The organism is Streptomyces sp. NPDC059850 (assembly GCF_042731515.1).
Taxonomy (GTDB): domain Bacteria; phylum Actinomycetota; class Actinomycetes; order Streptomycetales; family Streptomycetaceae; genus Streptomyces.
Genome location: NZ_JBHWJI010000025.1, coordinates 99,590 through 122,408, shown reverse-complemented (window position 1 = coordinate 122,408; position 22,819 = coordinate 99,590). Strand labels below are relative to the sequence as shown.

At 70.5% G+C, this 22,819-nt stretch carries 20 protein-coding genes; 7 read left to right on the top strand and 13 right to left on the bottom strand.

What is annotated here, in order from left to right:
• Positions 1-119: 119 nt before the first annotated feature.
• Positions 120-323, bottom strand: coding sequence for a cold-shock protein (locus tag ACFV9T_RS22115; RefSeq protein WP_010982331.1), 204 nt, complete (start codon positions 321-323; stop codon positions 120-122).
• 374 nt (positions 324-697) lie between these two features.
• Here ACFV9T_RS22115 and ACFV9T_RS22110 point away from each other — a divergent pair, with 374 nt between their 5' ends.
• The gene (locus tag ACFV9T_RS22110; protein WP_385442931.1) at positions 698-1,603 is read left to right on the top strand and encodes an NADP-dependent oxidoreductase; all 906 of its coding nucleotides are present in this window, start codon (positions 698-700) and stop codon (positions 1,601-1,603) included.
• A 51-nt stretch (positions 1,604-1,654) separates the two neighbouring features.
• Here the strand turns inward: ACFV9T_RS22110 and ACFV9T_RS22105 are convergent, their stop codons facing one another.
• Complete coding sequence (locus ACFV9T_RS22105; protein WP_385442915.1) at positions 1,655-2,515, bottom strand: alkene reductase; 861 nt, start codon at positions 2,513-2,515, stop codon at positions 1,655-1,657.
• A gap of 30 nt (positions 2,516-2,545) precedes the next feature.
• On the opposite strand from ACFV9T_RS22105, the gene ACFV9T_RS22100 reads away from it, so the two are divergent.
• Positions 2,546-2,725, top strand: a complete 180-nt coding sequence (locus ACFV9T_RS22100; RefSeq protein ID WP_385442913.1) for a hypothetical protein — start codon at positions 2,546-2,548, stop codon at positions 2,723-2,725.
• A 94-nt stretch (positions 2,726-2,819) separates the two neighbouring features.
• Here the strand turns inward: ACFV9T_RS22100 and ACFV9T_RS22095 are convergent, their stop codons facing one another.
• Positions 2,820-3,212: a MerR family transcriptional regulator gene (locus ACFV9T_RS22095; protein ID WP_385442929.1), complete on the bottom strand. Its 393-nt coding sequence runs from the start codon at positions 3,210-3,212 to the stop codon at positions 2,820-2,822.
• 256 nt (positions 3,213-3,468) lie between these two features.
• Between ACFV9T_RS22095 and ACFV9T_RS22090 the strand changes: the two genes are divergently transcribed.
• Both ACFV9T_RS22090 and ACFV9T_RS22085 read left to right on the top strand, forming a co-directional pair.
• The gene (locus ACFV9T_RS22090) at positions 3,469-4,959 is read left to right on the top strand and encodes a SulP family inorganic anion transporter (protein WP_385442911.1); all 1,491 of its coding nucleotides are present in this window, start codon (positions 3,469-3,471) and stop codon (positions 4,957-4,959) included.
• A gap of 180 nt (positions 4,960-5,139) precedes the next feature.
• Complete coding sequence (locus tag ACFV9T_RS22085; protein WP_385442909.1) at positions 5,140-6,054, top strand: aldo/keto reductase; 915 nt, start codon at positions 5,140-5,142, stop codon at positions 6,052-6,054.
• Here ACFV9T_RS22085 and ACFV9T_RS22080 read toward each other — a convergent pair.
• Together ACFV9T_RS22080 and ACFV9T_RS22075 are read right to left on the bottom strand one after the other, a co-directional pair.
• A complete protein-coding gene (locus ACFV9T_RS22080; RefSeq protein WP_385442906.1) occupies positions 5,985-6,863 on the bottom strand; it encodes a serine/threonine protein kinase in 879 nt (292 codons plus the stop codon). The genes ACFV9T_RS22085 and ACFV9T_RS22080 overlap by 70 nt on opposite strands.
• A gap of 76 nt (positions 6,864-6,939) precedes the next feature.
• Positions 6,940-8,169: a cytochrome P450 gene (locus tag ACFV9T_RS22075; protein WP_385442903.1), complete on the bottom strand. Its 1,230-nt coding sequence runs from the start codon at positions 8,167-8,169 to the stop codon at positions 6,940-6,942.
• 193 nt (positions 8,170-8,362) lie between these two features.
• On the opposite strand from ACFV9T_RS22075, the gene ACFV9T_RS22070 reads away from it, so the two are divergent.
• The gene (locus ACFV9T_RS22070; RefSeq protein WP_385442901.1) at positions 8,363-9,238 is read left to right on the top strand and encodes a phenylalanine 4-monooxygenase; all 876 of its coding nucleotides are present in this window, start codon (positions 8,363-8,365) and stop codon (positions 9,236-9,238) included.
• Between the two features lie 6 nt (positions 9,239-9,244).
• Here ACFV9T_RS22070 and ACFV9T_RS22065 read toward each other — a convergent pair whose 3' ends face one another.
• The 8 genes from ACFV9T_RS22065 to ACFV9T_RS22030 form a co-directional block, all read right to left on the bottom strand.
• A complete protein-coding gene (locus ACFV9T_RS22065) occupies positions 9,245-10,174 on the bottom strand; it encodes an amidohydrolase family protein (protein WP_385442900.1) in 930 nt (309 codons plus the stop codon).
• Complete coding sequence (locus ACFV9T_RS22060; RefSeq protein ID WP_385442897.1) at positions 10,171-10,422, bottom strand: hypothetical protein; 252 nt, start codon at positions 10,420-10,422, stop codon at positions 10,171-10,173. The genes ACFV9T_RS22065 and ACFV9T_RS22060 overlap by 4 nt, the downstream gene beginning before the upstream one ends.
• A complete protein-coding gene (locus tag ACFV9T_RS22055; RefSeq protein WP_385442894.1) occupies positions 10,419-11,408 on the bottom strand; it encodes an amidohydrolase family protein in 990 nt (329 codons plus the stop codon). The genes ACFV9T_RS22060 and ACFV9T_RS22055 overlap by 4 nt, the downstream gene beginning before the upstream one ends.
• Entirely contained in the window at positions 11,401-12,879 is a 1,479-nt protein-coding gene (locus ACFV9T_RS22050; RefSeq protein WP_385442891.1) for an AMP-binding protein, read from the bottom strand. The genes ACFV9T_RS22055 and ACFV9T_RS22050 overlap by 8 nt, the downstream gene beginning before the upstream one ends.
• Complete coding sequence (locus ACFV9T_RS22045) at positions 12,876-14,570, bottom strand: aspartate aminotransferase family protein (RefSeq protein WP_385442888.1); 1,695 nt, start codon at positions 14,568-14,570, stop codon at positions 12,876-12,878. Before ACFV9T_RS22045 ends, ACFV9T_RS22050 begins: the two co-directional genes overlap by 4 nt.
• Complete coding sequence (locus ACFV9T_RS22040) at positions 14,542-15,201, bottom strand: GNAT family N-acetyltransferase (RefSeq protein ID WP_385442886.1); 660 nt, start codon at positions 15,199-15,201, stop codon at positions 14,542-14,544. The genes ACFV9T_RS22045 and ACFV9T_RS22040 overlap by 29 nt, the downstream gene beginning before the upstream one ends.
• A 22-nt stretch (positions 15,202-15,223) precedes the next feature.
• A complete protein-coding gene (locus ACFV9T_RS22035) occupies positions 15,224-16,087 on the bottom strand; it encodes a fatty acid desaturase family protein (protein ID WP_385442883.1) in 864 nt (287 codons plus the stop codon).
• A 143-nt stretch (positions 16,088-16,230) separates the two neighbouring features.
• Complete coding sequence (locus ACFV9T_RS22030; RefSeq protein ID WP_385442881.1) at positions 16,231-19,872, bottom strand: amino acid adenylation domain-containing protein; 3,642 nt, start codon at positions 19,870-19,872, stop codon at positions 16,231-16,233.
• Between the two features lie 551 nt (positions 19,873-20,423).
• On the opposite strand from ACFV9T_RS22030, the gene ACFV9T_RS22025 reads away from it, so the two are divergent.
• Positions 20,424-21,647: an MFS transporter gene (locus ACFV9T_RS22025; RefSeq protein WP_385442879.1), complete on the top strand. Its 1,224-nt coding sequence runs from the start codon at positions 20,424-20,426 to the stop codon at positions 21,645-21,647.
• 79 nt (positions 21,648-21,726) lie between these two features.
• On the top strand, positions 21,727-22,746 hold the full coding sequence (locus tag ACFV9T_RS22020) for a methyltransferase (protein WP_385442876.1): 1,020 nt from the start codon (positions 21,727-21,729) through the stop codon (positions 22,744-22,746).
• The last annotated feature ends 73 nt before the right edge of the window (positions 22,747-22,819 follow it).

The window sequence follows — 22,819 nt, the reverse complement described above, 5'->3', positions numbered from 1 at the left end:
CCCCGTCGACCTCCCCTCCCGATCGCGGGGGCGGGGTCTGTGGTTATTATGGGCCGGCCCCGGGGTTGCCGGGCGCCCCCCCCGCTACGGGGGGGGGGCGGGCGCCGGGTAGTGCGAGGTCAGGCGGGGGTGATGTTCTCGGCCTGGGGGCCCTTCTGGCCCTGGGTGACGTCGAAGTTCACCTTCTGGCCTTCCTGGAGCTCACGGAAGCCGGAGCTGGCGATGTTCGAGTAGTGGGCGAAGACGTCGGGGCCGCCGCCGTCCTGCTCGATGAAGCCGAAGCCCTTTTCCGAGTTGAACCACTTGACGGTTCCGCTGGCCATTTTGCCCTCCAAGGGGACTGGAAGTCGGCTTCCGCACCGTGCGGGAGCCGGAGGTGATCGCCCTGGTCCTCAGAGACTCTGAACAGAAAGGTCGCCCGTGAGCACGCTCACGGGCGACCAGTACTTCGGAACCATGACAGCTGGTGCTGAGGCTACACCGGCAGTTGCCCCTTTCTCGCCAAGGCAACGGCCCCGGACCGGGTGTGGGGGCCGGAGTTGTGTGATCTGGCCGCATGGAGCGGGGCCGATCGGCCCCGGTGACGGCGGCCGGAGGAGTCCCGGCGTGCCGATTTACACCTCACGTTGACGTCAGGTTCTAGAGTAACGGGCATCGAATGAACGTCATTTCGACCAAAAAGGTGAGGCAGGACATTATGCGCGCAGCCCGTTTCCACGCATACGGCGGAGCGGAGAGCCTGGTGATCGAGCAGGCTCCCGACCCCCGCCCCGGATCTGGTGAGATCCGTGTCCGCGTCGCGGCGGCCAGCGTCAATCCCATCGACTGGAAGCTGCGCACCGGCGCCCTGCACCAGTTGCTTCCCCTGGAACTGCCCGCCATTCCCGGGCGCGATGCCGTCGGCGTGGTCGACGAAATCGGTGACGGAGTGCAGGGGGTGAGCGTCGGCGACCGCGTCTTCGGGCTGGGTGGCGTCACTGGCGCAACGGCAGAGTTGGTCATCCTCTCGGCCTGGGCCCACGCCCCCGCCACGTGGAACGATGAGCAGGCCGCGGGCGCCGGTCTCGCGTCCGTGACCGCGATGCGTGGACTGAACGCGCTCGGCTCCCTCGAGGGGCGCACCCTTCTCGTCGAGGGCGCCGCCGGAGGCGTGGGCAGCGCGGCGGTCGAGATCGCTGTGGCACAAGGTGCCACCGTGATCGGGACAGCCAGCGAACGCAACCATGACTTCCTCACCTCTCTCGGCGCCGTTCCCACCACCTACGGCCCTGGCCTCGCGCAGCGCCTCACCGCTCTCGCTCCGCACGGCGTCGACATCGCGCTCGACACCGCGGCCTCCGGCTCGCTGGACGACCTCGTCGCGATCACGGGCGACCCGACGCGCGTCGCGACGGTCGCCGACCACGCGGGCGGGCAGCGCCTGGGCACGCATGTGGTCAATGCGGAGAACGACTCCACCCTCCTGTCCGCGGCCGCGGAACTGGGGCGCCAGGGCCGCTACACACCCCGTATCGAACAGACCTATCCCCTGGAGGAAATCGCCGACGCCCACGCGCACGCCGAGCGCGGACGCACCCGCGGAAAGATCGTCATCTGCGTCTGACGTGGGGACATGGCCCAGGTGCGAGGTCACGTGCCTGGGCTGCCGCGCGGGTCAGTTGTGGGTTTGTAGGGCGGGGTAGTCGGTGTAGCCGGTGGGTCCGCCGGTGTACATCGCGTACTTGGCGCGTACGGCGTTGATCGGGGCGCCGGTGCGGATCCGCTGGACAAGGTCGGGGTTGGCGAGGAACGGACGGCCCAGCGCGATGAGGTCGGCGCCCGCGTCCAGGAGGCGTTCGGCGGCTGCGCGTCCGCCGTCGGCGGGGATCTGGTCGGCGGGCAGGAGCGGGTCGGTGGTGCCGGGCGAGATCCGCAGGCCGGTGCGCTCCGGACCGATCGCGTCGATGACGGCGTCGACGACCTCTGTGGTGAAACGGATGCGGTTCTCGATGGTGCCGCCGTACGCGTCGGTGCGCTGGTTCGTGTTGGGCGCGAGGAACTGGTGGAGCAGGTAGCCGTTGGCGCTGTGGACCTCGACGCCGGTGAAGCCCGCGTCGACGGCGCGGCGGGCGGTGGCCGCGAAGTCGGCGATGGTCTGCCGGATGTCGGCGGACGTCATCTCGCGCGGGGTGCCTGCTTCTTGGAAGCCGGTCGGGGTGTAGATGGGGTCGGGCAGCCGGATCGGCGAGGGGGCGAGGGGAGTCAGGCCGCTGTTGTCGGGGTGGCCGACCCGTCCGCCGTGCTGGATCTGCAGGAACATCGGGCCGCCGCCCGCGGCCTGGACGGCCTTGGTGACCTGGCGCCATCCGGCGGTGTGGGCATCGGTGTGCAGGGCGGTGATGTTCGGGTAGGTCTGGCCGACCGCGTTGGGGGTGGAGGCTTCGGCGATGATCGCTCCGGCGGTGGCACGCTGGGCGTAGTACTCGGCCATCAGCGGGGTGGGAGTGCCGTCGCTCTCGGCGCGGTTGCGGGTCATGGGGGCGATGACCAGGCGGTTCGCCAGCTCGTGGGAGCCGAGACGGCCGACGAGTTCCTGGTGAGCGAGCTGATGGTAGAGCGGGCCCGCATCGACCGCATGATCGAAGACCTTCAGCGCTCCCGCTCCCTGCTGGACAGCGTCATCGACACCGCCGCCAACACCACGCGGCAGCCGGACGACGAGGCGGGTCCGGCGCGGCGGGCATAAGCGCCGTCTCCGGCCTTGAGGGAATGGGGTGAAGGCCGTCGCACCGCGGTGCTGGCCGCCAGGGGTGATGACCGGGCCGTGCTGCGCCATCACCTCACCGGGAATCCTGTGCCGAGGTAAGGCGCTCGCTCAGCGTGGCGGCGAATTCCTCCGCCCGCGCCAGCTGGGTCCGCAGGTCCGCCACCCGCTGCTGTGCGGCCTCGTGGAAACCGTTCACCCGCTCCAGCAGATCCTCCCGCTCACCGGGCGGCAACTCCGCACCGGAGTCGAGGTGGTCGGTGGCCTCCAGCAGGTCGCGCATCTGGTCCAGGGTGAAGCCGAGCGGCTTCATGCGGCGGATGACCATCAGGCGGGCGACATCGGCCTCGGCGTAGAGGCGGAAGCCGCCCTGGGAGCGGGCGGAGGGGACGACGAGGCCGGTCTCCTCGTAGTGCCGGATGGTGCGCAGGGACAACTCGGTCCGCGCGGCGACTTCACCGATCTGCATGTGCTTGCCGTCCACACCCGTGATCCTCTGGCCCTTCTCGCTCTCCGGCAGGCCGCGTCCGGTCGCGACCCCCTCCCGATCTCTACCCTAACGTTAGGGTAGAGTTGCTGGCGGCGTGGGCGGCCTGCGGCTGCCCGCCATTGCCGTGTCGGGGCCGATGGCGCCCCCGGCGAAGATCCGATTCTTGCAACGCCCCGGCCTTGCTGAAGGGGCGCGCCCGAGCTTGAGGTTCCTACTCCCTTTGTCTGGTTCCGCGATGTCCCCGGCCGCCCGCCTGCGCGGCCTGAAGCCCGATTGGCTGACCGATCCGAAGGTCTGGCGTACCGAGGTCCTGGCGGGCCTGGTGGTCGGGCTCGCGCTGATCCCCGAGGCGATCTCGTTCTCGATCATCGCCGGGGTCGACCCGGCCATCGGCCTGTTCGCCGCCTTCACCATGGCCGTAACCATCTCGCTCGTCGGCGGGCGCCGGGCGATGATCTCCGCCGCGACCGGTGCCGTAGCGCTGGTGATCGCGCCGATGAACCGCGAGCACGGCCTGGGCTATCTGATCGCCACGGTGATCCTCGCCGGTGTCGTCCAGATCGCGCTCGGCGCGCTGGGCGTGGCGAAGCTGATGCGGTTCATCCCCCGCTCGGTCATGGTCGGCTTCGTCAACGCTCTCGCCATCCTGGTCTTCATGGCCCAGGTCCCCGAGATGACGGACGTGCCCTGGGCCGTCTATCCGCTGCTCATCAGCGGCCTGACGCTGATGGTGTTCTTCCCGAAGGTCACCACCGTGATCCCGGCCCCGCTGGTGTCGATTGTGATCCTCACCGCCATCACGGTCGCGGCCGGGATCGCGGTGCCCACCGTCGGCGACAAGGGCGACCTGCCGTCCTCCCTGCCGGTCCCCGGACTGCCCGACGTGCCCTTCACCCTGGACACCCTGACCACCATCGCGCCCTACGCCTTGGCCATGGCCCTGGTCGGTCTGATGGAGTCGCTGATGACGGCCAAGCTGGTCGACGACATCACCGACACCCACTCCAACAAGACCCGCGAATCCATCGGCCAGGGCATCGCCAACATCGTCACCGGCTTCTTCGGCGGCATGGGCGGCTGCGCCATGATCGGCCAGACGATGATCAACGTGAAGGTCTCCGGCGCCCGCACCCGCTTGTCGACGTTCCTGGCGGGTGCGTTCCTGATGGTGCTCTGCATCGTCTTCGGACCGGTCGTCTCCGACATCCCGATGGCCGCTCTGGTCGCCGTCATGGTCATGGTGTCGTTCACGACCTTCGACTGGCACTCCATCGCCCCCAAGACCCTCAAGCGGATGCCCGCCGGGGAGATCGCCGTCATGGCGATCACCGTCGCGGTCATCGTGGCCACCCACAACCTGGCCATCGGCGTCGTCGTCGGCTCGATCACCGCCATGGTCGTCTTCGCCAGGCGCGTCGCCCACCTCGCCGAGGTCACCGCCGTCACCGACCCCGACCACACGACCGTCGTCTACCGGGTCACCGGCGAGCTGTTCTTCGCCTCCGCAGGCGACCTCGTCGGCCAGTTCGACTACGCCACCGACCCGAAGAAGGTCGTCATCGACCTGTCCGCCGCCCACATCTGGGACGCCTCCTCCGTCGCCGCCCTCGACGCCATCGAGACCAAGTACGCCCAGCGCGGCAAGGCCGTCGAGATCACCGGCCTGAACGACCCCAGCGCCCACCTCCACGGCAAACTCAGCGGCGAACTCACAGCCGACCACTGACCTGCGAAGCCGTCCAGGAACCAGCCGGGTCACGTACCCGCGCTCTGGCACACGACGTCATCGCGTCAGTAGGGTCACGTGGCGGATTCCGAATCGGCGCATCGGAAGGCGGACGCTCAGGTGAAGTACCGACAGTTAGGACGCTCCGGCGTTCAGGTGGGGCAACTCGCCCTGGGTACCATGAACTTCGGCCAGCACACCTCCGACCAGGAGGCCCACGCCATCATGGACAAGGCCCTCGACCGGGGGGTCAACCTGTTCGACACGGCCGACATCTACGGCGGGCGGCTGGGGGAGGGGGTCACCGAGCGGATCATCGGTGAGTGGCTCGCCCAGGACTCCTCGCGGCGGGACCGGATCGTTCTGGCGACCAAGGCCTTCGGCCCCATGGGCCGGGACCGCAACTCCGCGCGCCTGACGGCGCTGCACATACGCAGAGCCTGCGAGGACTCGCTGCGCCGCCTGCGAACCGACCGCATCGACCTGCTCCAGATGCATCACATCGACCGCGTCACCCCCTGGGAGGAGACGTGGCAGGCTCTGGAACTGCTCGTGACCCAGGGGAAGGTGCTGTACGTCGGCTCCTCCAACTTCGCCGGATGGCATCTGGCGCGCACCCAGGAACGTGCCGAGCGGCGGGGCCTGCTGAGGCTGGTCACCGAACAGTCGGTGTACAACCTGATGCAGCGTACGGTCGAGCTCGAGGTGCTGCCGGCATGCCGTGACTACGGCATGGGGCTGCTGCCGTACAGCCCGTTGAACGGCGGGCTCCTCGCCGGAGCGGCGGCCCGCGCGGACGGCGGCAAGCGGACGGCCGTGCCGAAGGCCAGGCGGCTGCTGGAGGCAGAGGGCGAGCGGCTGGCCGCGTACGAGCAGTGGTGCGGGAAGATCGGCGCGGCCCCCGCCGCCGTGGCCCTGGCGTGGCTGCTGCACCAGCCGGGTGTCACCGCTCCCGTGGTCGGGCCGCGCACCCTGGAACAGTTCGACGGGGCGCTCGCGGCGCTGAAGCTGAGCCTCGACAGCGCTCAACTCGCCGACTTGGACGAGATGTTCCCCGGCCCCGGAGGTGCGGCTCCCGAGGCGTACGCCTGGTGACGCCGCGGCGGGTGCCGCTCCGCCCCGGTCTCGTCGTCGGCGTCAGCCGTGGCGAACAGCCTCAGGTGTTCCTCCCGCACCAGCCGGAATCTCAGGGCGGTGGAGACCACGGCGGCGCGCTGCCAGTTGATCCTGGCCCCGGCATCCCGCGCTGACCTGGTGTCGCCGCGCACGCGGAGCTTGCGCCGGGCGAGGTAGCTGATGTGGTAGTTGACGGCGGCCTCGGTGATGCCCGCGCACAGGCCGTGGTGCTGGAGGCGTCTGACGATCTCGGGCGTGCTCGGGATGGCGGGGCTCGATGAGTCGCGCAACCGCGGCTCGCACAGCGCCACCAGCACCATGAAGTACTTCGCGTGCTCATCGAGGCCGAAGGCGGACGTCGGCTCGTCCGGGCGGTGTGCCGGGCGGGCCGACGGTTCCGGCGAGGCGAGGTAGGCGGGGTCGGGTGCGGTGACGGACAGGCACACCAGCCCGGTCGGTGAGGGCAGGGTGATCCGGGAGCGGGTGAAGGGGACCGGCATGTCCGCCCGCCCGGGCGGCACGCAGACGTATTCCCCGCTCCCTTCCTCGTTCTCCACCACATACGTGCGGCTCCGGCTCAGGTTGGTGATCAGCCAGAAGCGGTCCACACGACGGATGCGACCCGCCACCGGCTCGCCGCTCTCGTCGTCGAGCGGGATGTCCACCGGGGTGTTCGCGAGGCCGGCGCCGAACGTCATCTCCTCCTCGCACACCACCTCCACGGCGGGGGCGGAGCCCCCCGGCGTCCCGGCCACCACGACGCGGAGCGCGAGTGCGGACCATCCCATGTGTGCTTCCCCTCTTCCGTGCTCCCCGTCATCGGTGTCCGCGTGTGCCGGGCCCCTGCCGCCGGGCCGGACGCGGTCAGTGCGGTTTCATGACCACCTCGAGCCGGTCGAAGCCCTGGAGGAAGTTCGAGGCACGCCGGACGGGCTCCCCGGCGAGTTCCACCGTGGCGACCCGTCCGGCCATCACCTCCAGCAGGCAGCGCAGTTCGAGCCTGGCCAGCGCCGCCCCGACGCAGTAGTGCGCCCCGGCTCCGAAGGCGATGTGCGGGTTGGGCCGCCGGTCCGGCAGGAAGGTGTCCGGGTTGGGGAACACCCGCTCGTCGAGGTTGGCCGACGGATACCACAGCACCACCCGGTCCCCGGACCGGACCGTGACGTCGCCGATGGAGGTCTCCCGGACCGCGGTGCGCATGGCGTGCAGAGCGGGCGACGTCCAGCGCACGATCTCCTCGACGGTGGTTCCGATGAGCCGCGGCTCGCTCCTCAGCCTCTCCCACAGTCCGGGCTGCCGGGCGAAGAGCAGCAGAGCACCCGCCAGGGCGTGCGGAACGGTTTCGAGTCCGCCGTTCATCAGGCCGTCGCAGTTGAGCAGGATTTCCTCGTCCGTCAGTGGCGTGCCGCCCGGGTTCGCATGGGCCAGGGCCGAGACGATGTCGTCGCCAGGCTGCTCGCGGCGCATGTCGAGCAGTTCGTCGAAGTAGGCGAAGATCCGGGCGTGGGCCGCCGTCCTGGCAGCTTCGGCCTCCGGGCCCGGATCGGTGTGGTCGAACGCCTCGGCCATCGTGACGGTCAGGGAGTCCCAGTCCTGCCTCGGCACGCCGAGCATGTCCAGGAGCACCCATTGCGGCACCCGCGCGGTGAGTTCCCCCACGGCGTCGAACGCGGCGCCGCGTGCCAGGAGTTCGTCCAGGCGTGCGGCGACGCGCTCCCTGAGGACTACGCCCTGCGACATGACCGACCGGCTGCCCAGCCAGACCTGGTGCGCCGCCCGCAACCGCGCCTGCGCCGCCCCGTCCGAGACCACCAGCATGCGGCCCGCGGCGGCCCGTACCCCCGCCGGGTTGCTGCCCAGCCGCATCCCCTGCTCGGAGATGAACGTGTCCGGTCGGCCCAGCACCTCCTCGCACTCCCGATGCGTGGTCACCGACCAGAAGCCGCCCGCCAGCGGGGACTCCGTCCAGGCGACGGGGTGCCGGGCGCGGGCTTCGCGCCACATCTCCAGATGCGCGGTCCCGGTGTACAGCCCCGGGTCGGCCAGGTCCATGCCGGGCGGGCCGGCGGCCCATACGGGAAAACGCCCCTCCATTGCTTCCCTCCAAATCAACTCGACGTATTGTGCGGTCGATCGGTCTCCGCAGGTTCCCGGGCCGTACCTCTATTTCTAGAGGATGACACGCGCCGACCGGATGGTTACGATTTCCCGAGGTGTGGACATGCCCTGCAGGCTGCGTTTCGGTACCCCAGGTATACGGCCGCCGCACGCGGCGAAGGAGTGGCTGATGTTCAAGGAAGCGACCGTGTTTGCTCCGGTAGTCACCAACGACCAGGGGCGGGTCTCCGTTATTTTCTCCGCGGACCATCCCGGATACCGCGACGAGGAATACCAGAAGCATCGCGCCCGGATCGCCGACGCGGCGCTGGGGTACCGGCTCGGCGAGCCGGTACCCGAAATATCGTACACACCGGCCGAGGACGAGATCTGGCGGGCGGTCAGCGCGGAGCTGCTGAGCAAACACCGGCAGCACGCCTGTCGGCAGTACCTCATCGGGCGCAATCTGCTGCCGTTTCCGAGTGACCGGTTGCCACAGCTCGGCGAGGTGTCCGCCGCCGTGCGGCGGCTGACCGGCTTCACCTTCAGCCCGGCAGCCGGCCTGGTCGAACAGGAGGACTTCTACGGTTCGCTGGCGGACCGCAGGTTCCAGGCAACCCAGTACATTCGCCACTCGTCCTTTCCCCGTTTCTCTCCAGAACCCGACATGATTCATGAAGTCGTCGGTCACGGAACCCATCTGGCGAACCAGCGGCTGGCGGATCTCTACCAGCTCGTCGGTGAAACGGTGCGCCGCCTGGAAACCCGCGAGGCGATCAGTCTTATATCGCGCGTGTTCTGGTTCACCTTCGAATACGGGCTGGTGCTGGAGGATGGTGTTACCAAGGCCTGCGGCGCCAGTCTTCTGTCCTCCTGCGGGGAACTGGAGAAGTATCACCAGGCCGACATCCGGCCGCTAGACATTGTGGCCATGGCCAGTCAGAAATACCTGATCCAGCAGTTCCAGCCGGTGCTTTTCCGTGCCGATTCCTTCAGCCACTTCGAGGATTTCCTCTGCGGATTTCTCACCACCTTGCAGGATGACAGCCCGCTGGTCGCGGCCTGAGGCCGGTCAGGGGCGGCTGTGCGGCGGGAGTACCCGTAGCAGGTTCTCGTGGAGCAGCATCGCCGCCTCGCGCCGCCCCACGCCGGCCAGCACGACCGGCCCGTCGACCACCTCCCGGACGAGCCGCTTCAGCCCGCCCGCCCGGCGGCCCAGCGGCCAGTCCGTACCGAACACGATCTTGTGGTTGACGCCGAGCCGGAACAGCCGGTTCAGGTGCGTCTTCCAGTCGGGCAGCGTCGGGGTGCTGCCGAACCCGCCGATGTCCAGGTAGACGTTGAACCGGGCCGCGGCGAGTTCGGCCGCCGAGCCGACGTGTGTCAGCCCGGCGTGCCCGAGGATGAACGGCACCGTGGGGAAGTCCCGCGCCGCGCAGTCCACCAGGACCGGGCGGGCCGACCGGTTGTCCAGCCGCCGGGCGCTGGGACCGGTGTGCACGAACACCGGCATCCGGCGGGCGGCGCAGATCTCGTAGTAGGGGTAGAGCCGCCGGTCGGACGGCGAGTAGCCGCAGGGCGGATAGAGCTTGATGCCGTCGATCCCCCCGGCGTCCAGCGCCTGGGAGAACTCCGCCACCCCGTCCTCTCCGCGCCGCGGGTCCACGCCCAGGAATCCCCAGAACCGTCCCGGGTGGCGCCTGATGATCTCGCGGTGGCGCGCGGCCATCTCGGGGGGTGCGGGAGCGCCGTCGATCGTCAGCCCGAAGTCCGGGTACAGCAGGACGGACCGGCCCACCCCGGCCGCGTCCATCTCCACGATCAGCCGGTCGGCGAGGTGGTCGCCCATTTCCTGTGCGTACCGCGCGGCGATGCGGTCGGTCTCCGCGGGCAGGCCCATCGCCGTCAGCCGGGCCGTCACGTTCCCGGCCACGTCGTGGGTGAATCCGTGGGGGATCAGCTCGGTGGACGCCACATGGCAGTGGCCGTCATAGACGATCACGGCATGCAGTGGGTGACGAGGGTGCGGATGGTGACCCCGTGCTCCGGGTCGAAGCTGCCGAAGTCGAAAGCGCTGTCCGTGCGGTCCTCCAGATAGGACACGAGGCCCACCAGAGCCATCGAGTCCAGCAGGCCCGAGTGGCTCAGTTCCGTCTCCGCGGTGACGTCGACATCCGCCTCGTCCTCGTTCCACCGTGCCACCCAGGCGATCAGGTCCTGCTCCAGCGTCTGGACATCGGTGTCCGTCATCGGTCAGCGCCTCCTTGGGTCCGCCCGCGGTTCAGCAGGCGGAGACTGTTGCCGCTCATGATCAACCGCTGTTCCGACCGTTTGACGCCGTCGAAGACGCCCCCCTGCCGGTCGAACTCCTTCACCAGCGACGCCAGCGACCGGCTCTGCCGGTACGAGGGCCAGCAGGTGCCGAAGAGGATCTTGTGGGAGATGCCGCTCCGGAACAGTCGGTTGAGGTGGTTCTGCCAGCCGTCCGCACTGAGCACCGAGTGGAACTGGCTGATGTCCAGGTACACGTTGGGACGGTGCGCGCACAGATAGGCCGCCTCGTCGACATGGGTGACCCCGCCGTGTCCCAGGATGAAGTCGACGCCGGGGAAGTCGCGCGCCGCCGTGTCCAGCAGCAGCGGCTCCGCCCAGGTGAAGTCCAGCGGGCCCCAGCCGGGCCCGGTGTGGCTCAGGACCGGCAGGCCGTGGTGTGCGCACACCTCGAAGTACGGGTAGAGCCGCCGGTCGCTCGGCGAGTACCCGCACGGCGGGTACAGCTTCATCCCGGCGAATCCGTACTCCGTCACACACCGCTCGAAAAGATCCAGGCCGTCCTGTCCGGCCCGCGGATCGACGCCCCAGAAGACCACGAACCGGCCCGGGTGGCGGCGGACGACCCGGTGGTGCAGTTCGGCCAGCTCGGGCGGCGAGAGCGCGCACGTCGCGGCGTACGAGAAGTCCGGCGCGATCAGGAACGCCTGGTCCACCCCGGCGGTGTCCATCTCGGCCACCAGCTGGTCAGCTTCGGGGTCCTGGTACAGGGACGCCACCTGGTCGGTGATGCGGCCCAGGGTGACGGCGTGGCCGTAGGCGGACAGCCGGTGGTACGCGTTGGCGGCCTGGTACTCGATGAAGGCCCGCGGCACGGCCAGTTCACTGGCCAGGTTCACCTGGGCGTCGATGATCCGCGGCGCCGCTCCTGAGCCCTGCGGTACCGTCGCCTCCGCCTCATCCACCGTGGCCGACCGCCTCCGCGAAGTACTCCGCCGCGCGGATCCTGCTGAGCTTCAGGTTCGCCGTCAGGAATCGCTGGTCGGAGCCGAGCGGGCTGGCGGAGAACACCAGGGACATCACGCGTTCACTCGCCTCCAGCCCCCGGTTGACCTCGTCCACCGCCGCGCGGATGCGCTTCGTCAGAGCGGCGTCGTCGGGTGCCGCCGGGGTCACGATCGCGCCCAGCCTGCCGGACTGCGGGGTGGGTACGACCACGAATTCGGCGACGCCCTCGATACCGGTGAAGGCACTCTCGATCCGCGCCGGGTGGACCTTGCGCCCGCTGCCCAGGGCGATGACGTCCTTCTTGCGCCCCGCCAGGGTGAGGAAGCCGTCCTCGTCGAGGTCTCCGTAGTCGCCCGTGGCGATGCCGCCGTCGGGGAGGAACACGTCGGCCGCCTGGTCGTCGTGGTCGAAGTAGCCGCTGCTGAGCGGGGCGGGCCGGTCGATGACCAGCTCCCCGTCGGGCCGGAAGATCACCGCCGAGGGATCGATGAGCCGGCCGACCGTGCCGTTCCGGTGGGCGTCGGGGGTGTTCCAGGCGACCATGCCGGTCTCGGTCAGACCGTACGCCTCCAGCAGTGACACCCCTTCGGCCCAGTACGCGTCCAGAGTCGCCCGGCGTATCGGGGCCATGCCCGTGATCAGGAAACGGACCGCACCGCCGAGGAAGTCAGGCAGCGAACCGCCGCCGGTCTTCCGGTACAGCTGGAGCAGCGTCTCGTAGAAGACCGGCGGCCCGATCAGGAAGGTGGGCCGGGTGTCACGTACCGCGTTGAAGACGCGCTGGTACGGCGCGAGGACCAGGTCCGCGCCGAGCCACAGGCAGCAGTACACCGACAGCCGCTGCTGGTAGTTGGAAAGCGGCAGGAAGATCAGGTGCCGGTCGGCGCTGGTCACCTTGAAGTGCTCGATGAAGAGGGCGATGACGTACTCGGTCCCCTTGGCGCTGATCTGGAGGCCCTTGAGCCGGCCGGTGGTGCCGGAGGAGTAGACGAGGCTGTGCAGGTCCTCGCCCACCACCCGGGTAGCCGAGTCCGGCACCACGGCGGGGCCCGGAGTGCCGTCCGGCGCGATGACCGCCGGCACGCCGGGCGGCGGGTCGTCGGTGATGAGCAGGGCCAGGCCGTGGTGGGCGAGGAACTCTCCGGCGTCCGGCAGTTCCTGGGCGTCCGGGAACGCCTTGATCACCGCCCCGACCATGAGCGCCGCCAGGTCCCAGGACACCCAGTCGATGCTGTTCCGCGCCCGCAGGCCGATGACGTGGCCCTCGCCCACACCGGCCGCGGCGAGCTGGTCGGCCCGGGCCCGGACCAGCTCGTGCAGCTGCCGGTGGGTCATCTCCTTCCGGCCGCCGGAGACATCGATCTCCACGACGCGTGCCGTGTCCTCGTCCGCATAGCGGTTGCCGAGTTCGGCCAGCTTGACGCTCACGCGGTCACCTCCTCCGTCTGTACTGCGTTGAGTAGTTGGGTCAGCCGCTGCGCGGCGAAGAAGCCGATCCGGCCGCCGAGCATCTCCTCGTACGCGCCGCTTCCGGTGTCCCAGGAGATGGACACCCGTACCTCGCAGCCGTCCGGTCCTGCGGGCCTCACGTGGACGGCCCGCTCCAGCGATGTCCACAGCCATCCCGGTTCGGCGCGCAGCACCATGCCGTCGCCGCGTTGTTCGCAGCGGTCCGGCCACACCACCAGGTCGTCGCCGAGCCGTCCGGCGAACTCCCCGGCCCGCGGGTGCGGGTCCGTGGCGTGCATGGCGAACGGGTCCAGCAGGTGAGGCGTGCGGTGGATGCGGGCCAGGAGGTCCGCGGCGCGGTGCGGCAGCCGCACGGTGCGGTCGATCCGGTTACCGGCGGACGGGGCGTCCACGGGGCGGGGCCGCGGGGCCGCGGCCTGCTGATCGGCCTGCGCCAGGACGTCTTCCAGGATGTCCAGCCCGCGATCGAGGTCCGCCGGGGAAATGACCATGGGCGGCTGTACGCGCACCACCCGGGGGTTGTACAGGGAGTACGTGGACGTCACGCCCTCCTCCAGCAGCCGGCTGAGCACCAGCCCCGCCAGGGAATCGTCGCGGAACTCCAGGCCGTGCATCATGCCCAGACCCCGGTGTGCGCCGATCAGCCGGTGGTGCCGGGACGCGGCGGCGGTGAGACGCTCGGTCAGGGTCCGTCCCTTGGCGGCCACGTCGGCCAGGAACCGCTCGTCCCCGGCGATGGCGATCGCCTCGGAACCCACCCGGCAGGACAGCGGGTTGCCGCCCAGACTCGAACCGAAGGTGGAGGGCAGGGTGCGCAGCACCTCCCACACCTCGGGGGTGCCGAGTACCGCGGAGATGGGCAGTACGCCACCGCCGAACGCCTTTCCGATGCAGAGCAGATCGGGGGTGACGCCGAACTGCTCGTGGGCGAAGAAGGTGCCGCACCGGCCGAAGGCCGTCTGCATCTCGTCCAGGATCAGCAGGGAGCCGTTGCGGTCGCACAGCGCGCGGACCTCGCGCAGATAGCCGGGCGGTGGCACGATCACCCCCGCCTCCGCCTGTACGGGCTCCAGCAGGACCGCGGCCACGGTGTCGTCCAGCGCCTCGGCGAGCGCCTCGGTGTCACCGAAGGGCACCTGCCGGAAGTGGTCGATGAACGGCCCCAGCGACTGGCGGTGTTCGGGGCGGCCGGCCGCGCTCAGGGTGGCGAACGTCTTGCCGTGGAAACAGCCCGTGGCGCTGAGGAAACCGGGCCGTCCGGTGGCGGCGCGGGCGAGCTTGAGCGCGTTGTCGATCGTCTCTCCGCCGCTGTTGGCCAGGTAGGAGTACGGCAGCCGTCGGTCGGTCAGCTCGGCCAGCTGCTGTGACAGCCGGATCTGGACCTCCTCGAACATGATCTTCGTGCTGTTGAGGATGCCGGAGTCGAGCTGTTCCCGTACGGCGGCGGTGATACGGGGGTGCGAGTAGCCGAAGGACTGGTTGCCGTATTGGTCGAACAGGGCCAGGTAGGACCGCCCGTCCTCGTCCGATACGGCGCTTCCCGCTCCCCGGCCCTGGACCCCGCACCCCATGACGAACGCCATTCGGGCGTATGCCGGGTGGTTGTGTGCCGCCTTGGCTTCAGCGAGTCGCTGACGACGCGTTCGCAAGCGCGGACTCCTTCGCGAAGGGGTAGTCGTGGAAGAAGAACCGCAGCAGCTGCCCGGTCCGTCCTTCCTCGGTGGCCGACCGCCGCGCGGCCTCGGGCACGTCGAGCACGGCGACCATGCTGAGCGGGGCGTCCTGGAACCGGTCGTCCCGGTACGGGCCGTGGAGCGGCAGGAAGCCGATCCCGGTGTAGAAGTCGCGCAGACCGCCGCCGCCATCGTCGTCGACGAAGAAGTCCCCGAGGATGTGCGTCACACGGAAGGTGCACACGCTGTGCACCAACGCCTCGCGCATCAGCGCCATGCCGATGCCGGTGCTCCGGGCCTCCGGCAGGGTCATCAGGTGTCCGAACTCCACGAGCCGGTTGCCCGTTCGCAGGGTCGCGAGGTCGGTGACACCGTCGCAGGGCAGACCGGCCGGTGAGTCCGGCACCACCTTGATCGTTCCTACCGCGGCACCGTCCTGGTAACCGACGATGTAGCGGGACTGAGTGTCGAAGCGGTCGAAGGACGAAGCGGTGTCGCCGACGTCGGCCAACCGCTGTTGGTCCTGGACGTACACCGCGTCGCGCAGGCGGAGCACATCTGCCTGCTCCTGTCGTGTGCGTGCGATGCGGAACTCCGGACCTGCCATGCTGCACCCCCAGGTTCTCGGGTCACTTGCTGCGGATGAGCTTGCTGAAGTAGTCGCGGTAGCTCGGGTGGAAGTGGCGCAGCCGGTCCTGGACGACGGCATGCAGCTCGGGTAGTTGCCGGATGGGCAGGTTGGGCATCAGGTGGTGTTCGACGTGGTAGTTGTTGCCGTTGGTGAACCAGGTCATCAGCACGTTCGACCTGATGGTCCTCGTGTTGGCGAAGGGCGACCGGTTCAGCGTCTCGCACCGGTGGTGTTCGGGCAGTTCGACGAGGGCGTGGACCGGCGCCGCCACCAGGACCAGGGGAAGCAGCCATGCCCACACCACGACGCCCCGGCCCAACAGGACCGACACCGCGACCAGGGCGAGCAGGACGGCGAAGGTCAGCAGGTGTTCGTGGCGGATGCGGCGCGAGGTGTGGGGGCGCTCCCCGTCGATGTTCCGGCCGACCAGCGACCGGGCCACGTCGCGGGTGAACTGCGCGTAGTGGTGGAGCATGGTGAACCGGACGCACCACGAGGCGGCCGCGCCCAGCCGGGAGCGCTGTTCCGGTGTGCCGTACTGGTTGCCGTAGTCGAAGAACTCCCGGTTCCGGGGCGTACCCAGGTCACGGTGGTGGCGCAGATGGGTCACCTGGTAGGCGGTGAACGAGATGAGCATCGGCAGCCCGAGCGCGACCCCCACCACCCGGTTGACCCGCGGCTTGCGGTAGGCGAGGTGGTGCAGGGTCTCGTGCTGGAGTTCCGCCGCGTGGGCGAACATGCAGCCGGTCAGCACGACGCCCATGGCCCGGGCCCACCACGCCGGTTGCACGGCCAGCAGGACGCCGGCCCCGGTCAGTGCCAGGCAGAGCGCCAGCTTGGCGGTGAAGATCCGGCCGCGCACCTCGGTACGAAGCTCCTTGAGCAGCTTCCGCGTTTCCGCCTCCTCGCCGGTCCGGGATCTGTCCGCGGCCGGCGTTCGACTCCCTGGGGGTTGCGGTTGCATGACTCCCTCACATCTCAGCGGGTCTCGGCGGTTCCTCGGCCCTACGGGCGTACGGGGCCGCGGGTCAGCACATCTGCCACCGCGGGCAGCGCGGATGGCCGGAAGAGGTCCTGCGCGTCTCCCGGACCGGTCTCGACGAGGCCGGTCACATGGTCGCGCCATGGCCGCGCGGTGTCGTCGGGAGCCGTGCCGGAGGCGGTGAAGACGACCAGGTCTCCCTTGAATCGTGCGGCGGGCGTGCCCTCGGTGGGGGCGGCACCGGCCACGGCGAGCAGGTCGACCTGCCCCCCGTCGGCCTGCACCTGGCGGGCGACGGTAAGGGCGAGCGCGGCGCCCGCGCCCCATCCGAGCAGCCGGTAGGGCCCGTCCGGCCGTACGGCGCGGATCGCGGCGGCGAGCCGGACCGCGGCCTGCCCGGTCTCCGCTTCGGCGGCCTCGGCGTGCAGGCCGTACAGCGGCACGGACGCGGGGAGCCGCCCGGCGAGCCGCAGCGCGGACCAGCTCTCCTCTCCCGGCGGGGGGACGCACAGCACGGGCGCTTCGGTGCCACCGGCACGCAGTGGCACCAGCCCGGGGTGATCGGTGCTCGGCAGCCGGTGTCCGGCCGCGAGTTTCGCCGCCACGCCCGAGACCGTGGGATCCGCGAAGAACTCGCTCACCGCCAGCTCGGCGCCCAGCGTCCGGCGGATCCGCCCGAGGAGGCGGGTGGCGAGCAGCGAATGCCCGCCCAGGGTCAGGAAGTCGTCGTGGATGCCCACCAGGGGCAGGCCCAGTATCTGGGCGAACAGGGCGGCGACGACCTCCTCCAGCGGAGTGCGCGGCAGGGCTCCGTGTGCGGCCGGTACCGGCCGCGGGTCGGGCAGCGCGGCGCGGTCGAGCTTGCCATGGGCGTTGCGCGGAAGTTCGTCGAAGACCGCGACGATCCCCGGGACCAGGTGTGCGGGCAGTTCGGCCGCCAGAATCCGACGGAGCGTGTCGGGGTCGGCGGCCGTGCCCGGTGCGGGGACGGCGTAGCCCACCAGACGGCGCTCTCCCGCGTCGTCGGCGCGTACCGCGGCGGCGGCCTGGACGACCCCGGGGCAGCGGGCCAAGGCCGCTTCGACCTCACCCAGTTCGATACGGAAGCCGCGCAGCTGCACCTGGTCGTCGGTGCGCCCGACGAACACCAGCTGCCCGTCCGGGGTCCAGCGCACCAGGTCACCGGTCCGGTACATGCGGCCGCCGGGCGGCGCGAACGGGTCGTCGAGGAAGCGGGCAGCGGTCAGCTCCCGCTGCCCGAGGTAGCCCGGGGCCACTCCGGCCCCGCCGATGTGCAGTTCCCCGGGCACGCCGGCCGGGACGAGTCCGCCCGTCTCGTCCAGCACGTAGACGCGGGCGTTGCGCAGGGGTGTGCCGATGGGCGGAGCCGTCTTCCCGCCCGGGGCGAGCTGGCCGCTCATCGTGGTGCAGACGGTGGCCTCGGTGGGACCGTAGCCGTTGAACAGCCGGCAGACCCCGGCCCAGCGTTCCACCACGGTGGGCGGGCACGCCTCGCCCACGACGGTGATCGTGGTGCCCGGCGGCCACTCCCGCGGGTCCATCACCTCCAGTGCCGACGGGGGCAGTACCAGGTCGTTGATGCGGTGCCGGGTCACCGCGCGGGCCAGTTCGGGGCCGGGGGCCGGACGTTCGGAGCCCGGTACGACGAGGGTCCCGCCGTTCAGGAGGGACTGCGTCATCTCCCCGACGAAGGCGTCGAACCCCGGGGAGGCCGAGTGCACGGTCCGGGTGCCGGGACCGGCGTCCAGCTCGTCGACGTACGCGGCGACCAGGTTGACCACGCCTCGGTGGCCGACCAGGACGCCCTTGGGAGTGCCGGTGGAGCCGGAGGTGTAGATGGCGTAGGCGGGCGGGTTCGGGTCCCCGGCCGCGCCGGTCGGCCGCTCCGCCGCCGGGAGGTCCGCGGGCAGGGCGTCGATCGCGCGTTCCGTGGCGGGGTCGCCGAGTACGACGCAGTCGGTGCCGAGACCGGCGGCGAGGTGGGCGGTGGAGGCGTCCAGCACCACGGTCGTCGGCCGGGCGTCGCCCACCATGTAGGCGATGCGCGGCAGCGGGTAGTCGGGGTCGACCGGGACGAACGCCGCGCCGGTCTTGAGTACGGCGAGCGGCACGGCGTACCGGTCGGCCGATCTGGACAGGGCGAACGCGACCAGCTGTCCGGGACCGGCGCCCCGGCCGCGCAGCAGCCCGGCCAGCCGCCCGGCGCGGGCGTCGAGTTCCGCGAAGCTGACGGCCCGGTCGGGGAATTGCAGCGCGGGTGCGTCCGGGGTGCGCGCCGCCCACGCCTCGAACAGGCCGTGGACCGTGGTGTCGGGGATGGCGCGGACCGGCCCGGTGCCCCATGCCAGCAGCCGTTCCCGCTCCTCGGCGCCCACCAGGGGAAGCTGTCCGAGGGGCAGGTCCGGGTCGGCGGCGGTGACGGCGTCCAGAAGGGACAGCAGACGCTCCCGGTGGCCCTCGGTGTCGCGGGCGCTGTGCAGCTCGGGGTGGGCGTCCACCATCAGTTCCATGTCCCCTTCGGAGGACGTCTGGGTGAAGTAGATGTTCACATCGGGGCTGAACGGGATGCTGGCCGTGTGCACCGCGGCCGGTGAGCCGGCGAAGTCCAGCTGGTAGGGGAAGGTCATGACGTTGACGATCGGCCCCCACAGCGGCCGTCCGGCGGCGGGCAGGCCGAGTTCGGCGGATAGTTCGGCGGTGGGGTAGCGGCCGTGCAGCAGCGCCGCCCGTACCTCGCGGGAGACCCGGCGCATGTGGTCGGCGAGCGGGGTGTCCGAGGCGGCCGGCACGCGCACAGGAAGGCCGTTGGTGACCATGCCCGGCACCTTGCGCAGGTCGGGGCCGAGCCGGCCGGCGAACGGCATGCCGAGGATGACGTCCTCGGCGCCGGTCATCCGGGCCACATAAGCCGCGGTGGTTCCGATGGCGACATCGGACCAGGACACTCCGAGCCGGTCCGCGGCGGCGCGGATCCTGGTCACGAGGTCGTGCCCCAGCGCAGCTGTGCGGCGGTGCCCGACCGGGGTGCCGCTGGGGCGCTTCCCGCCCAGGATGGGGGGCTCGGGGCGGTCGGCCAGCTTGGCGAGCCAGTAGGAGCGGTCGGCGAGCAGGCGTGAGGAGTCCCGGTAATCCCGCTCGGCGTCGACCAGCCGGCCCAGCGGCGGCAGCCGTCCGGCGTCCGCGTCGCGTCCTTCGGCCCGTGCGGTGTAGACCTGCGCGAGCCGGTTGAAGAGCAGCGCCAGGCTCCAGCCGTCGAGCACGGCGTGGTGGACCCGCCAGTAGAACAGGTACTGGTCGGCGGCCGTGCGCAGCAGGGCGGCGGCGCACAGGCGCAGCGGGTCGACGGCCGTGGTGAGGTCGGCCCGCATCCAGGCGTCGGCGGCCGCGCCCGGGTCGGGCTCGGAGGTGAGGTCGGCGCAGCGCAACGGCTCCGGGTCGGCCGTCGGGCACTGACGGTGCTCTCCGCCAGCGGTGACAATGGCCAGGCGCAGCGCGTCGGCCTCGGCCGTGACCTGCTCGTAGGCGGCCCGCATCAGGTCCGGGTCCACCTGTCCGTCAATGCGGAGATAATCTGCGATCTTGAATATCGGATTGTTCAGATCGCGGGCCTGCGCGTTCCAGGTGCGCAGCTGTGCTGGGAGCAACCCAATCGTTTCTTCGGGATGACGGACGACCAACGCTCGATCCTCTCCTCGCGGTGCCCTGTTCCGGCCGTGGCGAGGTTCTGCCCGCCAGTGCCACATTGAGCAGGAGCCGACTGTTATCGGCTCGGTGATTGATTACCGCTGAACCAGAGGAGGCGGGCCGCAATTACGGTCGCTGAATCCGCGCCGCCTGCCACCGCCCGCCGAGAAAAATGGCTACGATCATGACCGGAGATACCTGCGATCAAGACCGGGAAACCGACGCCCTACAACCTGCATGGACATGGCATGCAGTGTCAAGAGGCGGGATTGCAGGGTGTGTTGGGTTTCCGCCACCGCACCTCCCCTCGTGAGGCATAACCCGAAGCAGATGGCCTGTGGCCGGTTCCGGAAACATCGAGAATCAGCCGAACAAGAGTCGGCGGGATATGCCTTGGCTGCGCCGGAGGGTACGCTCCGGTCCGGAGTCGATCAGGCTGGTTCGAGATGGGGGGCGCCACGGAGACCCCGTGGTTGCTGGTGAAGACCAGGCTGCCCCTGGAAAGGGATGCATGGCCGGCACGGAATTGGGGATTGCGCGCAAGGCAGCGGTGGTCGGGGCCATCATGCTGTCGGCCTTCAGTTTCAATACCACCGAAAATCTGCCGATCGGCCTGCTCAAACTCATGGCCGAGGATCTGGACGTCTCACTGCAGTCGGTCGGGTTTCTGGTCAGCGGCTACGGCCTGACCGTGGCGGTCGCCTCGCTGCCCTTGGCCCATCTGACCAGGCGCACCCCGCGCCGTCTCGTCCTGTGCGGTGTACTGGCCGTGCTCTTCCTGGCCAGCCTGCTGCCCGCCCTGGTGACCTCGTACGGACTGCTGCTCGTCGCCAGGGTCGCCACGGCCCTGGCGCAGGCGCTGTTCTGGGCGGTCATGGGCCCGGTGGCGGTCGGTCTGTTCTCTCCGGCGGTACGCGGCCGGGTCATCGGGCTGCTGTCGGTCGGCGGTGCGCTGGCCACGGTGGCCGGTGTGCCGGCGGGCAACTGGCTCGGCCGGCGCACCGACTGGCAGGTGCCGTTCGAGGTGCTGAGCGTACTCGTACTGGTCGCCCTCGTGGTGATCGCCATGTTCCTGCCGTCCACCCGCCCCGAGGAGGGGCACGCGGCCTACGGTGCCGAACCGGACAGCCGCCGCTTCGCCGCCGTCCTGGCCGTCACCGCGCTGTCGGTCACCGGGGTGTTCGCTGGCTTCACCTACGTCGTCGATTTCCTCCAGGAGACCAGCGAGTTCTCCGGTGACGCGGTCAGCGGCCTGCTCGGCGCGTTCGGGCTGGGCGGCTTCCTCGGGGTCACCGTGGCAGGGCCACTGCTCGACCGGTTTCCCCGGGCGACGCTGACCGTACCGGTCACCATCCAGGCGGTGGGGCTGCTGGCCCTCTACGCGGGCGCTCATCACCAAGTGGTGGTGACCATCGCGATCGCCGTGCTCGGCGCGGCGGCGGCACCGGTCTTCATGGCCACGCAGAGCTGGATCCTGCGGGTGGCCCCCGGCCGCACCGAGATCGCCCTGGCCGCCAACTCCGCCGCCTTCAACGTCGGCGTGGCGGTCGGCGCCCTGTGCGGTGGGCTCGTCCTGCACGTCCTGGGGGTGCGGGAGACCTTCCTCGTCGGCGGCCTGCTGACCGTCGCGTCACTGGGGGTGCTGGCGGTCGAGGCGCTGCTGCCCGCGCGGCCGCCGGCGGCTGCCGCACAGGACGCGCCGCAGGACGGAAAGGCCGCCGACGCCGTGCCCTGATCCGTGCCCTCCGCCCGACCGGAGGCGGTCGGCCCCGGGCCGGTCCCGGCCTGAAGGACCGTGAAGGACGAGGACGTTCATGCATGCCAGATCATCGCTCGGACCGGTTTCCGCTCTGCTCGACGTCTACCAGCAGGCAATGCTGTTCCACGGCATCTGCGCGGTCAGCCGCCTCGGCATCCCCGACCTGCTGGCCGACGGACCACGCACCGTCCCGGAGCTGGCCACGGCCGTCGACGGAGACGAAGGCGCGCTGCGGCGGGTGCTGATCCTGCTGGCCTGCCACGGGGTCCTCGACCTCGACCGCGAGGCGGACCGTGCGGCGCTCACCGAACTGGGCGAGGTGCTGTGCCGACGGCATCCGTACGCCCTCGGTGCCACGTTCGCCACGTTCGGCGTCCCGGATGTGGCCCACGCCCTGACCGAAACGATCAGGACCGGCGCCCCCGCGACGACGGTGGCGGTGGGCACCGGCTTCTGGGAGCACCTGGCCCGCCACCCCGAGCAGCAGACCCTCTTCGGCGACGCCATGGCCGAGCAGGCGCGGCTGCTGACCCTGCCCTGCGTACCCCTGCTGGACTGGCCGTCCTCCGGCACCGTGGCCGACATCGCCGGAGGCAGCGGGCTGCTCCTGGCTCACATCCTGGACGAACAGCCGGGTCTGTCCGGGGTGCTGGTCGATCAGCCCCAGGTCCTTGAGCAGGCCCTCGGCGCGCTCAAAGACGCCGGTGTGGACGGCCGCTGCACCGTGCACGAGGGCGATCTGCTCGGCCCTCCGCCCCCTGCCGACATGTACGTGCTCTCGCGTGTCCTGCACAACTGGGACGACGCCGGCGTCGTGCGCATCCTCGCGGCGCTCGCCCGCGGCGCCCGCGCCGGGGCCGTCCTGCGCGTCTTCGAGGACGTCCTCCCCGGTGACCGGCTGCCCACCGCGCCCCAGGCATGGGCGGATCTGGCCATGCTGATGTTCTACGAGGGCGCGCGGGAGCGCACGGCGGCGGAGTTCCGTGCGTTGCTGGCCGCCGGGGGCTGGCGGTTGGAGCGCGTGGTCCAGGGGCCGCCCGGCATGTGCGTGATCGAGGCTGGCCGGGCGCCCTGAGGCATGGCACCGGCGTTCCGGCCCCCGCGTTGCACCCCGGCACGGCAGTGACAAGGCGATTCCGCCACGACTC

What these genes read in the sequence shown, in the direction of transcription:
- ACFV9T_RS22085 (WP_385442909.1), top strand. Translation starts at nt 5,140, where the DNA reads ATGAACTTCGGCCAGCACACCTCCGACCAGGAGGCCCACGCCATCATG.
- ACFV9T_RS22070 (WP_385442901.1), top strand. Translation starts at nt 8,363, where the DNA reads ATGTTCAAGGAAGCGACCGTGTTTGCTCCGGTAGTCACCAACGACCAG.
- ACFV9T_RS22090 (WP_385442911.1), top strand. Translation starts at nt 3,469, where the DNA reads ATGTCCCCGGCCGCCCGCCTGCGCGGCCTGAAGCCCGATTGGCTGACC.
- ACFV9T_RS22080 (WP_385442906.1), bottom strand. Translation starts at nt 6,863, where the DNA reads ATGGGATGGTCCGCACTCGCGCTCCGCGTCGTGGTGGCCGGGACGCCG.
- ACFV9T_RS22025 (WP_385442879.1), top strand. Translation starts at nt 20,424, where the DNA reads ATGGCCGGCACGGAATTGGGGATTGCGCGCAAGGCAGCGGTGGTCGGG.
- ACFV9T_RS22040 (WP_385442886.1), bottom strand. Translation starts at nt 15,201, where the DNA reads ATGGCAGGTCCGGAGTTCCGCATCGCACGCACACGACAGGAGCAGGCA.
- ACFV9T_RS22105 (WP_385442915.1), bottom strand. Translation starts at nt 2,515, where the DNA reads ATGACCCGCAACCGCGCCGAGAGCGACGGCACTCCCACCCCGCTGATG.
- ACFV9T_RS22095 (WP_385442929.1), bottom strand. Translation starts at nt 3,212, where the DNA reads ATGCAGATCGGTGAAGTCGCCGCGCGGACCGAGTTGTCCCTGCGCACC.
- ACFV9T_RS22060 (WP_385442897.1), bottom strand. Translation starts at nt 10,422, where the DNA reads ATGACGGACACCGATGTCCAGACGCTGGAGCAGGACCTGATCGCCTGG.
- ACFV9T_RS22075 (WP_385442903.1), bottom strand. Translation starts at nt 8,169, where the DNA reads ATGGAGGGGCGTTTTCCCGTATGGGCCGCCGGCCCGCCCGGCATGGAC.
- ACFV9T_RS22115 (WP_010982331.1), bottom strand. Translation starts at nt 323, where the DNA reads ATGGCCAGCGGAACCGTCAAGTGGTTCAACTCGGAAAAGGGCTTCGGC.
- ACFV9T_RS22020 (WP_385442876.1), top strand. Translation starts at nt 21,727, where the DNA reads ATGCATGCCAGATCATCGCTCGGACCGGTTTCCGCTCTGCTCGACGTC.
- ACFV9T_RS22110 (WP_385442931.1), top strand. Translation starts at nt 698, where the DNA reads ATGCGCGCAGCCCGTTTCCACGCATACGGCGGAGCGGAGAGCCTGGTG.